9 protein-coding genes are annotated in these 15,747 nt (G+C 66.6%); 6 read left to right on the top strand and 3 right to left on the bottom strand.

The features are described from left to right. Together J5T34_RS18275 and J5T34_RS18270 are read left to right on the top strand one after the other, a co-directional pair. Positions 1–2,390 (top strand): condensation domain-containing protein (locus J5T34_RS18275; protein WP_208581522.1); only part of this gene is annotated, 2,390 nt, incomplete at its 5' end. Positions 2,391–2,416: 26 nt separating this feature from the next. Next, positions 2,417–9,433 carry a non-ribosomal peptide synthetase gene (locus J5T34_RS18270; RefSeq protein WP_208581520.1) on the top strand — a complete coding sequence of 2,339 codons (7,017 nt, stop codon included), beginning with the start codon at positions 2,417–2,419 and terminating at the stop codon, positions 9,431–9,433. Here J5T34_RS18270 and J5T34_RS18265 read toward each other — a convergent pair. Together J5T34_RS18265 and J5T34_RS18260 are read right to left on the bottom strand one after the other, a co-directional pair. Beyond that, a complete protein-coding gene (locus J5T34_RS18265; protein ID WP_208581518.1) occupies positions 9,384–9,620 on the bottom strand; it encodes a hypothetical protein in 237 nt (78 codons plus the stop codon). The two genes, J5T34_RS18270 and J5T34_RS18265, sit on opposite strands and share 50 nt — an antisense overlap. Before the next feature lie 32 nt (positions 9,621–9,652). Further along, positions 9,653–10,861 (bottom strand): PepSY-associated TM helix domain-containing protein, encoded by a 1,209-nt coding sequence (locus J5T34_RS18260; protein WP_208581516.1) that lies wholly within the window; start codon positions 10,859–10,861, stop codon positions 9,653–9,655. A 204-nt stretch (positions 10,862–11,065) separates the two neighbouring features. Here J5T34_RS18260 and J5T34_RS18255 point away from each other — a divergent pair, with 204 nt between their 5' ends. Further along, entirely contained in the window at positions 11,066–12,145 is a 1,080-nt protein-coding gene (locus J5T34_RS18255) for a GNAT family N-acetyltransferase (RefSeq protein ID WP_208581513.1), read from the top strand. 79 nt (positions 12,146–12,224) lie between these two features. On the opposite strand, the gene J5T34_RS18250 is transcribed toward J5T34_RS18255, so the two are convergent. Then, entirely contained in the window at positions 12,225–13,586 is a 1,362-nt protein-coding gene (locus J5T34_RS18250; RefSeq protein ID WP_208581511.1) for a lysine N(6)-hydroxylase/L-ornithine N(5)-oxygenase family protein, read from the bottom strand. A 244-nt stretch (positions 13,587–13,830) separates the two neighbouring features. Here J5T34_RS18250 and J5T34_RS18245 point away from each other — a divergent pair, with 244 nt between their 5' ends. The 3 genes from J5T34_RS18245 to J5T34_RS18235 all read left to right on the top strand — a co-directional run. Continuing rightward, on the top strand, positions 13,831–14,055 hold the full coding sequence (locus J5T34_RS18245; RefSeq protein WP_208581508.1) for an MbtH family protein: 225 nt from the start codon (positions 13,831–13,833) through the stop codon (positions 14,053–14,055). Continuing rightward, the gene (locus tag J5T34_RS18240) at positions 14,052–14,810 is read left to right on the top strand and encodes a thioesterase II family protein (RefSeq protein ID WP_208581506.1); all 759 of its coding nucleotides are present in this window, start codon (positions 14,052–14,054) and stop codon (positions 14,808–14,810) included. Before J5T34_RS18245 ends, J5T34_RS18240 begins: the two co-directional genes overlap by 4 nt. Continuing rightward, the coding region (locus J5T34_RS18235) for a 4'-phosphopantetheinyl transferase family protein (protein WP_208581504.1) at positions 14,804–15,747 on the top strand (944 nt) is incomplete at its 3' end. The genes J5T34_RS18240 and J5T34_RS18235, both read left to right, overlap by 7 nt.

The following is a 15,747-nucleotide window of genomic DNA, read 5'->3' as shown; positions in this document are numbered from 1 at the left end:
CCGAGGCGGCCACCGAGCCGGTGCCGCTGCGCCTGCTGTCGTTCGGCGGCGAAGCGATGTCGCGCGAGGCGTTCGCCCGTATCAAGCAGAGGTTCCGTGCCGGCACGCTGATCAACGGCTATGGCCCGACCGAAGCCGTCGTCACCCCGCTGGCCTGGGTCGGGCAGCACGACACCGATTGCCCGAGCCCGTACGTGCCGATCGGCAGGCCGGTTGGCGACCGCACCGCTTACGTTCTCGACGCAGACCTGAATCCGGTGCCGGTCGGGGTCACTGGCGAGCTCTATCTCGGCGGCCTCGGCCTGGCGCGCGGCTATGTCGGCCGACCGGGAATGACCGCCGAGCGCTTCGTGCCCGATCCGTTCGCCACCGGCGCCCGCATGTACCGCACCGGCGATCTGGTGCGGCGCTGTCGCGACGGCAGCATCGAATACGTCGGCCGGCTGGACCATCAAGTCAAGATTCGCGGCTACCGGATCGAACTGGGCGAGATCGAAGCACGCCTGCGCGCGCATGCTGCGGTACGCGAGGCGGTGGTCGTGGCCCTTGACGGCCCGGGCGGAAAGCAGCTGGTGGCCTATGTCGTAGCGCGCCACGGCGAAGCCGACGTCGTGACACCGCTGAAGGCCCATCTGCAGAGCGTCCTGCCGCCCTACATGGTGCCGGGACATATCATGCCGCTGGCCCACCTTCCGGTGAACCCAAATGGGAAGCTGGACCGTCGCTCGCTTCCCGAGCCGGTATGGCAGGTCCAAGGCTACGTCGCGCCGAGCAACGAATTGGAAGCCAAGCTCTCCCAAGTCTGGCAGGAGGTTCTTGGCGTCGAGCGGGTCGGCATGACCGACAACTTCTTCGAGCTGGGCGGCGATTCGATTCTGTCGATCCAGGCCGTCAGCAAGGCGCGCCGCCTCGGGCTGCGCTTCACACCCAAGGACCTCTTCCTGCATCAGACCGTGCAGGCGCTGGCCCGGGCGGCGACGTGCGAGGGGACCGACCGGCCGGCAGAAGACAAACCCGTCGGCGAAGTGCCGCTGCTGCCGATCCAACGTTGGTTCTTCGAAACGCCGATCCCGAATCGCCATCATTGGAACCAGTCGGTACTGCTGCGCCCTCTCGCGCCACTCGACCCGGAGGCGTTACGCCAGGCGCTTCGTACCCTCCTAATCCATCACGATGCACTGCGTCTGCGCTATCGGCAGCGCGACGGAGAATGGCAACAGCATTACGCCGACGCGGACGAGCACGATCCGTTGTGGCACGACGAGGTCGCCGACAGCAACGCCATGGCAGAACGCTTCGAGCATGCTCAACGAAGCCTGAACCTCGAACAGGGGCCATTGCTGCGCGCGCTGCACTTTCGCCTGGCCGACGGCAGCGAGCGGCTGCTGCTGGTCGTCCACCATCTGGTAGTGGACGGGGTGTCGTGGCGCATCCTGATGGAGGACTTGCAGCTGGCGTATCGCCTCGCACAACAAGGCGGGTCGATCGCGCTCCCGCCCAGAACGGCATCGTACAAGGCCTGGGCGCAGACCCTGGTGGAACACGCCAATGGCGGCGCCATGCGGCAACAGGCCAACTTCTGGCTGTCGCAACCGGACGTACCTCCGCTGCAACCCGATCACGATACCCCGGCGCTTGCGCGGGATGGGCGACAGCACACGATCCGCCTGAACGCGACGCGCACCGCGCAACTATTGCAACAGGCGCACGGCGCCTATCGCACCCGCATCAACGACCTTCTGCTGACCGCGGTCGCCCGCGCCGTTGGCGCATGGACGCAACGGCCACGTGTCGCGATCCAGCTGGAAGGGCATGGCCGGGAGGCGCTTTCCGACGCCGTCGACATCAGCCGCACGGTGGGCTGGTTCACCACGGTGTTTCCCGTCGTACTGCCTGTCGCCCCCGATATCGGGGACACCATCAAGCAAGTCAAGGAGACGTTGCGGGCGATCCCCGACAACGGTATCGGCTACAGCTTGCTGCGCCATCTTGGACCGGTCGAGATCCGATCCGAGCTGGCGCGTCGCACCGAGCCGCGCATCACCTTCAACTATCTGGGGCAATTCGACCAGGCCGCGGCGGGCGACGGGGACTTTGCACTGGCGGACGAGTCCAGCGGCGGCGGCCGCGATGGACAAGCACCGCTCGGCAACATGCTGACCATCAATGGCCAGGTATTCGGCGCCGAGCTGGTGCTGAAGCTTGGCTACAGCTGCAAACAGTTCGATCCCGCCACCATCGAGCGGTTGGGCGATGCCCTCCATCGCGAACTGGAAACCGTCATCGAACACTGCCTGTGTCACGACAACCACGGCATGACCCCATCCGATCTGGTCAATGTCCAGATCGACCAGGCGTCGCTCGACGCGCTGCTCGATAACGTGCTCTGAACCGCTTCTCGCCTTTGAACCGAACCATGACGACTGCCACCGAACGACGCAAACAGGACATCGAAAGCATTGCGGCACTGACCGCATTGCAGCAGGGTGTCCTGTTCCACGCACTGGAGCGCGGTGACGGCGACCCCTATCACTATCAGCGCGTATTCGACATTCGCGGCGAACTGGCGATCGACGACTTCGCCCGTGCGTGGCAATGGACCGCCGATCGGCATCAGGCGCTGCGCAGCGACTTCATCTGGGGCGAGAGCGACGTACCGCTGCAGATCGCGTACAAACGGCGACCCGTTCAAATCGAGCAACTCGATTGGCGTGACGTGCCGGCCGACGAGCAGCGGCGGCAATTGGAATCGAAGCTGACGGCACAGCGACGGGAGGGCTTCCCGTTCCGCCGGGCCGCCGATCTTCGGCTCTGCCTGATCCAGGTGGAGGCGCGACGCTGGTGGCTGGCCTGGTCCTTCCACCATGTCGCGATGGATGGCTGGAGCGTGGGCATGGTGCTGAGCGACGTACTGCAGTCCTACCTGGCGCTGCGTCGCGGCCAACCGCTGCCTGCGACGGCACCGCGCCCCTTCAGCGCCTATCTGCAATGGCAGGGACAACGCGACAAGGCGGCGTCGACCCGCTATTGGCAGCAGGCGCTGGCGGACGTCGAAATGCCGACGCCGCTGCCAAGCGGCGCGCCGGAGACAGAACGCTCGGGCTATGCGGAGCAGAAACTGTCGCTGTCGCCAGCTTTGAGCGAAGCCGCGCGTACGGTGGCGCGGCAAGCGGGCGTCACCGTCAATACGCTGGTGCAAGGACTGTGGGCGTGGGTGCTGGCGCGGCACAACGGCAGCGGCGACGTGGTGTTTGGAACCACGGTGTCGGGGCGTTCGGGCGATTTCCCCGGGATCGAATCGATGGTTGGCCTGTTCATCAACACGATTCCCTTGCGTGTCCGCGTGCCGAGCGATCTGCCGGTCCGCCAGTGGTGGCGCGCCATTCAACAGCAGGCGGTGGAGAACCAGCAGCACGAGCATATGCCGCTGCCGGATATCCAGCGACTGGCACGCCCCGGCGAAGGCGGCGCGTTGTTCGACAGCATCCTGGTGTTCGAGAACTACCCGGTCGATGCGGCGCTGAAACAAAGGCCAGGGGAAATCGACATCCGCCTGCTGCGCGCCGGCGCCAAGGAGGATGACGGCGAGTTTGTCATCAGTGGCCGCAATAACTATCCGCTGAGCCTGATCGCGGCGATGGACGAGTGTCTGCACCTGACGCTCGCCTACCAGCGCGATCGCTTCGCCGACCGGGACATCACGGTATTGCTCGGCCGGATGGAGCAGGCACTGGAGCTTATGCTGGCCGATCCCGACCGATGTCTGGGGCAGATCGGGCTTCCCGGGGACGGGGGCGTGCTGGTCGCCGAACCGATCAGGGGAGCGCTGCCGGATGTCTTGGCTTCCTGGCTGCGCAGCGTCGAGGCCGATCCCTGGGCCATGGCCCTTCGGTACGAGGACGAAACGCTGACACGCGGCGAGGCCGATCGGATGGCCAATGGGGTCGCGGCCGCGCTGGTCGATCGGGGCGTCGGCCGCGAGACGCGGGTCGGGCTTTGCATCGAGCGCTCGTGCGGCTTTGTGGTCGGGTTGCTTGGCATCCTGAAAGCCGGGGCGGTATGTGTGCCGCTCGACCCGGCGCAGCCCACCGAGCGCTTGCGGCAGTTGCTGGATGATGCCGGTGCTCGTGTTGTGGTCGGCGCTGTCCCGGGCTTCGATTGCATCGATCCGGCGTCGGTGGCGCCGGTGGCCGAAGCCCCTTCCGTCTCGTTGCTTCCGGGCCAGGCCGCCTATCTGATCTACACCTCCGGCTCCACCGGCACCCCCAAGGGCGTGTTGGTCAGCCACGATGCGCTGGCGCACTACGTCTGTGGCGTCCTGCATCGCCTGCAGTTGCCGGCGGATGCCTCGATGGCGATGGTCTCGACGACCGCCGCCGACCTCGGCCATACCGTGCTGTTCGGCGCCCTTTGCAGCGGCCGGACCTTGCATTTGATCTCGCGCGAGCGCGGCTTCGATCCCGATCGTTTTGCCGAGTACATGGCCCGGCACCGTATCGGCGTGCTCAAGATCGTCCCGAGCCATCTGCGGGGACTGCTGCAGGCGCGCCAGCCCGCCGACGTGCTGCCCGAGCAGGCGCTGATTCTCGGTGGCGAGCCCACCTCGGCCGAGCTGGCTCACACGGTGTGCGACTTGAAGCCGCACTGCCGGCTGTTCAACCACTACGGGCCCACCGAGACGACCGTCGGCGTGCTGACGCATGAAGCCACCACATTGCCCGAACGGCAGCTGCCAACCGGCACACCATTGCCCGGCTCGCGCATCTACGTGCTCGACGCGGACCTGAATCCCGTACCGGCTGGCATCGTCGGGGAGCTCTATATCGGCGGGCCACAGCTGGCGCGCGGCTATCTCGGTCGCCCGGGACTGACCGCGGAACGCTTTGTCCCCGATCCGTTCGGCCACGGTGCTCGCATGTATCGCACCGGCGATCGGGTCAAGCAAGACGCACAGGGCCGTATCGAATACCTCGGTCGTCAAGACGAACAGGTCAAGATCCGCGGCTACCGCGTCGAACTTGGGGAAGTCGCGCACTTGCTGCGGTCCCAAGCTGGCGTCAAGGACGCTACCGTGATCGTTCACGAGGACCGACTGGTCGCCTACTGCGTGCTGCACGACAGCGACATCGCACCGCTCAAATCCAGGCTCAAGGCGCAGTTGCCCGACCACATGGTCCCGGCACAACTCATCGCGCTGGATCGACTTCCGGTGACCCCGAATGGCAAGCTCGACCGCCGCGCCCTCCCCGCGCCGGTATGGGAAACCCAAGGCTACGTCGCCCCGCGCAATGAGATCGAAGCCCTGCTCGCACAGGTCTGGCAGGAGGTCCTCGGTGTCGAACGCGTCGGTTTGACCGACAATTTCTTCGACCTCGGCGGCGATTCGATTCTGTCGTTGAAGCTGATCGCCCGCCTGAAGAAGGCCGGTCACAAGGTGATGCCGAAGCAGGTATTCGCCAACCCCGTACTGGGCGACCTTGCGCGGGCAATCTCGACGAATGCGGATGCCGCTTCGGCCGCTCCCGAAACGGCGAATCCATTACACGCACGCGCCGATCGCAGCGGACCGATGCCATTGTCGTGGGCGCAACAGCGCCTATGGTTTCTGTGGCAATGGAACCGGAATGGCGCTGCGTACAACATTCCGCGAGCGGTGCGGCTACGGGGCGACCTCGATCCGTCGGCACTGCAGCGGACCTTCGATGCGCTGGTGGAGCGGCATGAAAGTTTGCGCACCACCTTCCATCAGGACGGCGAACAGGCGGTGCAGCGCATCCATCCGCCCTCTACCCTGCCGATCGCCGTCAGCGACCTTCGCAACATCGAGCCATCGCAACGCGACGGCGAGATTCAGTCTCAGGTCGACGCCGAAGCGCAAGCGCCGTTCGACCTCGAACTCGGACCGCTGCTGCGCGTGCGCCTGCTGTGGCTGGCCGACGACGACCACATCCTGCTGGTCACCATGCACCATATCGTCTCCGACGGCTGGTCCATGAACGTGGTGATCGACGAGTTCGCCCGGCTCTATGCGGGCTTTGTCACCGGTCAGCCCGTGCCATTGCCGCCGCTGCAAATTCAGTACGCCGACTATGCCGCCTGGCAGAAGCAATGGCTCGACGCCGGCGAACTGGAACGGCAACTGCGCTACTGGAAATCGCATCTCGCCGACGATGGCACCGTCGTGCTGGAACTGCCCACCGACCGCCCGCGCCCCGCCGTGCCGAGCCACCGCGGCGGCGCCGTGTCGTTCTCGCTCGATGCCGCACTGTCGGCGAAGCTGCGCGCCCTCGCCCGCAGCGCCGATACGACGCTCTTCACCGTGCTGCTGGCCGCCTTCCAGGTACTGCTCTACCGCTACACCGGCCAGCGGGACCTGCGCATCGGCGTGCCGGTGGCGAATCGCAACCGCGTCGAGACCGAGGGTGTGGTCGGCTTCTTCGTCAACACGCAGGTACTGCGCACCGAGATCGACGGCAGCATGGCATTTGACGCAGTGCTGGCACGCGCTCGGGAATCGGTATTGCAGGCGCAGGCCCATCAGGAACTGCCGTTCGAGCAACTGGTCGAGGCGCTGCAGCCCGAGCGCAATCCGTCGCACAACCCGCTGTTCCAGGTCATGCTGAACCATCAACGGCGCGACCGCAGCATCGCGCAGCGTCTGCCGGGCCTGCAGTTGGAACCGGTGGAACGATCGGTCCGATCGACCAAGGTGGACCTTTCGCTGGATACCCAAGAGGACCAGACCGGCGCGGTGTTTGGGGCGATGGGATATGCGCGCGATTTGTTCGACCACCGCACGATTGAACGGATGCTGGGACACTACCTTGGCATCCTCGACCAGATGGCGTCGGCTCCCGGGCTTCGTGTTGGCGAGTTCATGCTGAACGTCGAGGACGAAGGAACGTTGATCGGCGAGACGGTGGAGGCCAAGCCGGCCGATGTGCTGGCGGCATGGCGACGCAGCGTTGCCGCCGATCCTTCCGCCGTCGCGCTGCGATACGAGGACCAGGTGCTGACGCGCAGCGAGGCTGACCAACTTGCCAATGGTGTCGCCCTGACGCTGGCCGGGCGCGGCATCGGGCGAGAGACCCGGGTTGGGCTCTGTGTCGAACGGTCTTTGGCATTCGTCACCGGGCTGCTCGGCATCCTGAAGGCCGGGGCGGTTTGCGTACCGCTCGATCCCGGGCAACCTGTCGAGCGGTTGCGGCAGTTGCTGGACGATGCCGGTGCTCGCGTCGTGGTGGGCTCCGTGCCGGGCTTCGATTGCATCGATCCGGCGTCCGTGGCGCCGGTGGCCGACGCCCCTTCCGTGTCGTTGCTCCCAGGCCAGGCCGCCTATCTGATCTACACCTCCGGCTCCACCGGCACCCCCAAGGGCGTGCTGGTCAGCCACGATGCATTGGCGCACTACGTCTGCGGCGTGCTGCATCGCCTGCAACTGCCTGCCGACGCCTCGATGGCAATGGTCTCGACTACGGCTGCCGACCTCGGCCATACCGTGCTGTTCGGCGCCCTTTGCAGCGGCCGGACCTTGCATTTGATCTCGCGCGAGCGCGGCTTCGATCCCGATCGCTTTGCCGAGTACATGGCGCGGCACCGTGTTGGCGTGCTCAAGATTGTCCCGAGCCATCTACGCGGCCTGCTGCAGGCGCGCCAGCCCACCGACGTGCTGCCCGAGGAGGCGCTGATTCTCGGTGGCGAGCCCACCTCGGCCGAGCTGGCTCGGACGGTGCGCGGCTTGAGGCCGCATTGCCGGCTGTTCAACCACTACGGGCCCACCGAGACGACCGTCGGCGTGCTGACGCATGAAGCCACCACATTGCCCGAACGGCAGCTGCCAACCGGCACGCCATTGCCCGGCTCGCGCGTCTACGTGCTCGACGCGGACCTGAATCCCGTACCGGCTGGCATCGTCGGGGAGCTCTATATCGGCGGGCCACAGCTGGCGCGTGGCTATCTCGGTCGCCCGGGACTGACCGCGGAACGCTTTGTCCCCGATCCTTTCGTCCACGGTGCTCGCATGTATCGCACCGGCGATCGGGTCAAGCAAGACGCACAGGGCCGTATCGAATACCTCGGTCGTCGAGACGAACAGGTCAAGATCCGCGGCTACCGCGTCGAACTTGGGGAAATCGCGCACTTGCTGCGGTCCCAAGCCGGCGTCAAGGACGGCACCGTGATCGTTCACGAGGACCGGCTGGTCGCCTATTGCGTGCTGAACGGAACGGACATCACAACGCTCAAGTCCCGGCTGAAACAACAACTGCCGGACCACATGGTCCCCGCGCAGATCATCGCGTTGGACCGATTGCCGATTACGCCGAACGGCAAGCTCGATCGCCGCGCGCTCCCAACACCGGTATGGGAGACCCAAGGCTACGTCGCCCCACGCAACGAGATCGAAGCCCTGCTCGCGCAGGTCTGGCAAGACGTCCTCGGCGTCGAGCAAGTCGGCATCCACGACAACTTCTTCGACCTCGGCGGCCATTCGCTGCTCTGCCTGCACGTGCTGACGCGCCTGCGCGCCGCGACGAGCGCGGGTCTTGCGATCGAGCTGCGCCATCTGATGGAACACCAGACCATCGCTTCGCTATGCCAGGTCATTGGCGGCGCGGACACCGCACAACATCGGCCCGTCCCCCTGAATCGGCCATCTCCGGATGCGCCATCGCTGTTCTGCCTGCATGCGTCGTTCGGCAATGTGTTCGACTACACGCCGCTGGCTCGCTCGCTGGAGGGCACGTGCACGGTCCATGGGCTTGCCTGCCCGCCGCTGGACACGTTCGATACGCTCGAACATCTTGCCCATCTGCATGTGATGGCGATCCGGGCAGTCCAGCCCGTCGGCCCATATCGGCTGCTCGGATGGTCGCTTGGCGGCGCACTGGCGGCGCGCATGGCGGCGATCCTCGAAGATGCTGGCGAAACCGTCGCCTTCCTCGGCCTGGTGGATAGCCTGGTGCCGCGCCAGCGTACGGCTGCGGCCCGCCAACGTGGCTCGATCGAGGAGCTCCATCAATATCTGCTGCAGTTGTTTCCCCAGTTGGCAGACAGCGGCTTCGCGGAGGAGCTGACGAGGGCGCAGACGCAGATGCAAGGCGCCGCGCTGGTCGAACGTCTGATCCGGCACGCTTTCGCGCTGGCCGGCGGCGCGGCGCCCGTGGACCCGGACGAGCTGTCACGCATGTTTGCCACGGCTGAAAGGCTGCGCGAACTCAGTCACGGCATGTCGCTGCAAGCGCTGCGCGTGGCGCCGACCTGCTGGTGGGCCGGCGACCGCGCCGCCGACGATATCGATCGGCTGGCCGCGATGCTGGAACGGCAGCCGGCCCATTCGGAACGCGTGGCGGCCACCCACCTGGGGATCGTGCGGGCCCCGGCCTTTATCGACGGGCTGCGCGATCGGCTGGAGGCCGTGCCGGCGAACGATTGACGCGGCCCTCGTTCGACGAGGCGGACGAGGCGGACGAGGTGAACGTGGTGACCGGAACCAGCGCATACCAGAGCCCGGCCGCCGTCATCGCGCCCAGGGCCAGCCAGGAAACCCAGTCCCAGACCCCATCTGCGAACAGCGCAGCCGCCAGCCCAACGCATCCGGCAATGGCCAGCACGATCGGCATGCCGTAGATCCAAAGGAATGTTCCAGGCGTTCTCATCGGCTGCCTCCTGTGTGCGTCACGGCGCCGACCGCGGGCACGGTGCGCTCCGTCGTGCGCTGCTCGTCTTCCAGCTTGCGCAGGCGGGCATTGGTCGTACGCGTGCGGCCGACCCACAGATAGATGCCGCTGCCGAGCAACACGATCGTGATGACGTCGAGCACCGCCCACAGGATCTTCAGCGGCATCGCGCCGTAATCGCCGAAATGCAGCGGCCCGGAGATCCGCAGCGCGGCGACATACCAGGGCATCTCGCGCTTGGCTGCGAAGGCGCCGGTCTGCGCGTCGATCAGCACCGGCTTGATCAGGCGCGAGGTGATATGCGCGTCGCCGCGCATGAACACCGCGTAGTGATGGTTGCCGGCCAGCGGCGTTCCCGGGAAGGCAACAAAGGCGGTCGTCATGTCCGATTCCTCGGCCTTGGCCAGCGCAATCGCCGCATCGAGCGACGTCAGCTTGCTCGGTGGCACGGCGGCGGCCGGTGACGCGCCGGCCTGGGCCGCGAACGGCGCGACCATCGCCTTCAGCTCGGTGGCCTGCCAGAAGCTGTAGGTCGGTTTGGCCAGCGTCAGCAGCACGCCGGTCAGCCCGACCACGAAGGCCCACGACAGCGTCGCCATGCCCAGCACATTATGCAGGTCCAGCCATTTGAGCCGTGTCGACCGTTCGCGGCGCACGGTGCCGAAGGGCAGCTTCTTCATCAGCGGACCATAGACGACGATGCCCGAGACGATGGAGATCACGAACAGCAGCCCCATGAAGCCGAGGAACAGCGTGCCGGCCAGCCCGGCGAACAGATCGGTATGCAGCTTCACCATGATCAGCATGAAGCCTGAACGCAGCGGCGTATCGCGCAGCAGGTCGCCGGTACGCGCGTCGTAGGTCAGCAGCGCCCCGCCCTGCCGTGGCGCTTCGCGGCTCGACAGCGAGACGAACCAGACGGGCTCCTCATCGTCGGCGGTGACAAAGCGGACCGCCGTGCCGGGGCGCCGCTCGAGGGCGTCGGTGACGATGCGGTCGACCGGAACGCGGCCCGCGTCGGCCGGCAGTTCCGGCGCTTCGACGCCATTGCCTAGCCAGTGATCGATCTCGTGCCCGAAGATCAGGGGCAGGCCGGTCAGGCACAGCAGCAGCAGGAAGACGGTGCAGATCAGGCTGGTCCATTTATGGACCAGATACCAGATGCGGAACGTTCGGATATGCATGGTGGCTGGCGCCGGCGGCGGTCTATCCCTATTTGCGAATGATTCGCATTCTATATGTGTCCGCCCCCCGCCGGATAGCCTACGAGCGCAGGCCTCGGCGTAGCGGGTCCAGCCAGCCAGACAGCGAGCTAAATTTCCCGCTCCGCCCACCGTCTCTCCAGCACCGGTCGAACGCCTTTGCCGGCCATCACCATGGAGAACATCATGCCGATCGAACAGACGGGCAGCGGCGCGGCCCCGTTCCAGGGATTCCGCTCCTTCGAGGCGCGCGGCGACGCCCTGGAATCGTCGTGGGAAGCCGGTCGTCTGGAGGTACGCGACGCCCGCCGCAATGCGCCGCTCGCTGCCTTCGTCACCATCCACGGACCCCGGCCGGTGTTGCGCCTCGCGGAGTCCCTTGTCGATACCGAAGCCTCCGCCGATGCCGCGATCGCCGCGCTCGAAGCGATCACCACCCAGTGGGGCGCCACCGACGTCGCTGTCGATATCGAACATCAGCCCACGCGGGCGTTGCTGCATCGGCGTGGCGTGGTGCGCCCGCATGCCGATGGCGACCGGTGCGAGGCCGCGATGCTGTGGCAATACGCGCCGCTATGGCTCGGCGGCCGTTCCGAGGCCTCCTATCCGCTGCGCTACGCGATGACTGGCGAAAAACGCCATCCGGTGCGTCCGCCGAAGCCGGCGGGCATCGTCTACGCCCGTTATATCCCCTGGTTGCGGCGCACCTTTACGTTGCATGCGGCTACCGTGGAACATGACCTCGCCAGCCTGCATCGCTGGATGAACGATCCGGACGTTGCTCACTTCTGGCAGGAGGCAGGCGACGAGGAGAAGCATCGGCGCTATCTGCAAGGGCTGATCGACGATCCGCACATGCTGCCGCTGATCGCATCGATCGGCGGCACGCCGTTCGGCTATTTCGAGGTCTATTGGGCCAAGGAGGACCGCATCGCGCCGTTCTACGACGCCAACGACTACGATCGCGGCTGGCATGTGCTGATCGGCGAGCCGGCGTTTCGCGGCAAGGCCTATCTGACCGCGTGGTTCCCCGCCATCCAGCATTTCCAGTTTCTCGACGACCCGCGCACGCAGCGCATCGTCGGCGAACCGCGCGCGGACCATCATCGCCAGATCGCCAATCTGGACCGCGCCGGATTTTCCAAGGTCAAGCTGTTCGACTTCCCGCACAAGCAGGCCATGCTGGTGATGCTGCTGCGCGAGCGCTTCTTTGGCGAGCATCTGTATCTGCCCGCGGACAGGGACGGATTGGAAACGGTGTCCTGACGGGCGATAACGCACTGTCGTTTCAAGCCGCTGGGTCCCCGCATGTGCGGGGACGACAAAGCTGCCCGCAATCTGCCCGCTATGCCGTGCCAACCAGCGGCCGGGACTCGATCGGTTCCGGCGCCACAGGCACCGGCTCACGGATCGTCTGCATCGCCTGCTCCAACACCGCGTCGGCAATCTCGTGCGAGCGCACGGCCAGCACGGACAGCAGCGTGTCGCTGAGCCCGTGGCTATCTTCGCAGCATCCTTGCAAAAAGATCTGCGGCAGGCAGCGCGGGGAGGTCTGCAGGCGATAGTGCCGATCGACGCGGAAGCCCTCCCCGATCAGCGAGGCCAGCGGCGCCAGCATGCGCTCGTGCGCCTGGCGGCGGTACCCGGTCGCCAGCACCACAAGGTCGAACGGCTGACGCTGCACCGCGCCGGTCGCACGGTCGCGCAGTACGCAGACGACGCCCTCCGGCAGCGCCGATGCCGATTCGATCTCCTTGCAGGTCAGCAGCTGGTGCTGCGGCTTGCCGACCACCTTCTGTTGATAGAGCAGCTGATAGATGCGTTCGATCAGGTCAAGGTCGACCACCGAGTAGTTGGTATTGCGGTACTCCTTCAACATCTGCTGCCGCCGCTCGCCGGGTTGCCGATAGATGAAGTCGGTGAAGCCGGGGCTGAAGATCTCGTTGACGAACGGGCTGTCGTCCGACGGCTTGAGCGCGCCGCCGCGCATCACCATCGCGACCTCCGACGATGGGTAGCGCTTGACCAGATCCATGAACACTTCGGCCGCGCTCTGGCCGCCGCCCACCACCGCGATCCGCCGCGGCGCCGTGTCGTCGCGATACTGCGCGATCCGGTCCAGATAGGCCGACGAATGCACAACGCGCGCATCGCGCCAGCCACGGAACGCGGCGGGCACCTGCGGTTCGCCGCCGACGCCCAGCACCAGATTGCGCGTCAGGCGCTCATGGATGCGCCCGTCCGCGCTCCGTGAGCGGACACGCAGCCGTTGCACGACGCCGTCGGCCGGCTCCGGCAGCACGTCGACCACCTCCTCGCCGTAATGGCAACGCTCGCCGAAATGCGAGGCAACCCATGCCAGGTAATCGTTGAACTCGATCCGGCTCGGGAAGAACGTCTTCAGATTGATGAACGCCTCGAGCCGCCCCCGGCTGTGCAGATAGTTGATGAAGGTATAGGGGCTGCGCGGATTGCGCAGCGTCGCCAGATCCTTCAGGAAGGAAATCTGCATATCGGTGTCGTCCAGCAGCATGCCGCCATGCCAGACGAAATCGGGCTTGCGCTCGAGAAAGGCATAGCGCAGTGGCCGCGCGGTGCGAGCCGCGGCCGCGGCACTGGCGCGCTCTTCCATCGCAATGGCCAGCGCGAGATTCGATGGCCCGAAGCCGATGCCGAGTAGGTCGTATTCCAAAGCACTGCTTGTCATCTGATGCCCCTTGCGGTGGGAGTTCGGCGACCGACGCAGCGGCCGACCCGCGTCGTCGTGCGGGATAACCGATGTGACGAACCGGGGCGCCCGATATTTAGATTTTCAGATTCGAGTCGGCGATGGCGAACGCAAGCCTGCCAGGGCCTCTCGACTAAATTTGCCTCGTCGCGGTCCGTCTTGTTGTCACAGGCGTTCGCATCGACGTCGCCCTGCCACACATCCAGTCAGACGAGGACACACCATGAGCTTCGACAGCGACACCCTGCTGTTCCAGGTCGTCATCAACCCGGAAGAGCAGTATTCGATCTGGCCCGATTACCGCCCGATCCCGGCGGGCTGGCGACCGGTGGGCTTCAGCGGCCAGCGCCAGCAATGCCTGGAATACATCGAGACCCACTGGACCGATATGCGCCCGGCGAGCCTGCGTGCCGCGATGGAAGCGCAGGGCGAGCCCGCGGCACGATGACTGCCATCGGGCCGGTCACGCTGTGGTGCCTGCCCAACGCAGGCGCCGGCGCCGGGGCTTATTCCGGGTGGCGTCGCGCCGCGCCGCCGGGGCTGACGATCCGGCCGGTCGAGTTGCCGGGCCGCGGCACCAGGATCGCCGAGCCGCTGTGCGAATCGTTCGATGCGCTGTGCGACCAGTTGGCGCGCGAACTTTGCCGGCAGCGCCTGCCGGCCGAATCGCAGCGCTGCCGTCATGCGCTGTTCGGCCACAGCATGGGCGCACTGCTGGCGTACGAGCTGGCACACCGTTGGCAGGCCCAAGGCGAAGCGCCATGCGCGCTGCTGGTATCCGGTTGCCCGGCCCCACGCCAGCGCGACCCCGATCGCTTTGCCGGACCGCTGGACGATGCCGCGTTGATGGACCATCTGCGCGCACTCGATGGCACGCCGCCGGAATTGCTCGAGCACGAGGAATTGATGGCGCTGACCTTGCCGGTGCTGCGCGCCGATTTCCGTGTCTGCGCGAGCTATCGGCATCGCGAGCGGCCTTTGCTGCGCTGTCCGCTGCATGCCTTCGGTGGACGTAGCGACCGCAGCGTCGGCGGGGCGATCGCCGGCTGGGCCCACGAAACGAAGGGCGCCTTTACGTTGGACTGGTACGACGGCGGCCACTTCTTCCTGCGCGAGCACACCGCGTCCATGCTGGCGCGAATCGGTTCGCAACTCGGCGTGTCGGCCGCGGCGGCAGAGACTGTGGAGGCGAGCGCATGCTAGCGCCGCTGCGAACGATCGGGCCGACGCCCGTGCCGCTGCCTGCGCCACTCGAGCCGTACGACCTGCGTGTCTGGCGACTCGACATCGACGTCCAGGCCGAGCCCGCTGCGTGCGACCTCGCCGTGTTGTCGCCACGGGAACTGGCACGGCTGCGCGGTTATCGCCACGGCGCCGATCGCGCCCGCTTTGCCGCGGCGCGGGCGGCGCTGCGCCGTTTGCTGGCAGAGGTTCTCGATCTTGCGCCCGACGCGGTCCCGCTCGACGCCGATCCGCTCGGCAAACCGAGATTGCCGCAGGCGGTCCACGGCGCGCCGAGCTTCAACGTCTCGCACAGCGGCAGCATCGGATGGATCGCCCTCGCCACCGATCCCGAGATCGCCGCGGTCGGTGTCGACATCGAGCAATGCCGCCCGGTGGAGCCGCTTGCGCTCGCGGCATCGGCCTTTGCGCCGGCCGAGCAGGCCATGCTGCGCGGCTGCCACCCCGCTCAGCGGCTGGATCGCTTCTATGCGCTGTGGACCGCGCGCGAAGCGCTGACCAAGGCGGCCGGCACGGGCATTGCCGATGCGCGCTGGCAGGCCGTCGCGCTGCATGGCTCCGGCGATGGACGCTGGCGGCCGCATGGGCCGGGTGCAGGGCTGCCGACCGCCGTGGCGGCGTGGCATCCAGCCGAGGCCACCCAGGTGGTCTCGCTGCCGTGCCAATCAAGGCCCGGTGACACGCCATATCGCGCCGCCGTAGCGCTACTGACTCGACCGCGCGTTGCTCCCCTCTCCCGCCATGCGGGAGAGGGGTTGGGGGAGAGGGAACGGCAGTGGCATGTTGACGAATTCGGCTCTGGCAAACGCCCTTTCCCTCTCCCCCCCCCCCCCCCCGCAAGCGGGGGGGGGGGGAAACACCACTGTCTCTTTTACACCTACGACGCCGCCCACGCAGA

The organism is Cupriavidus gilardii (genome assembly GCF_017598945.1).
Lineage (GTDB): Bacteria > Pseudomonadota > Gammaproteobacteria > Burkholderiales > Burkholderiaceae > Cupriavidus > Cupriavidus gilardii_E.
The sequence above is the reverse complement of the archived record's forward strand: the minus strand, read 5'-3'. Positions and strand labels throughout refer to the sequence as shown.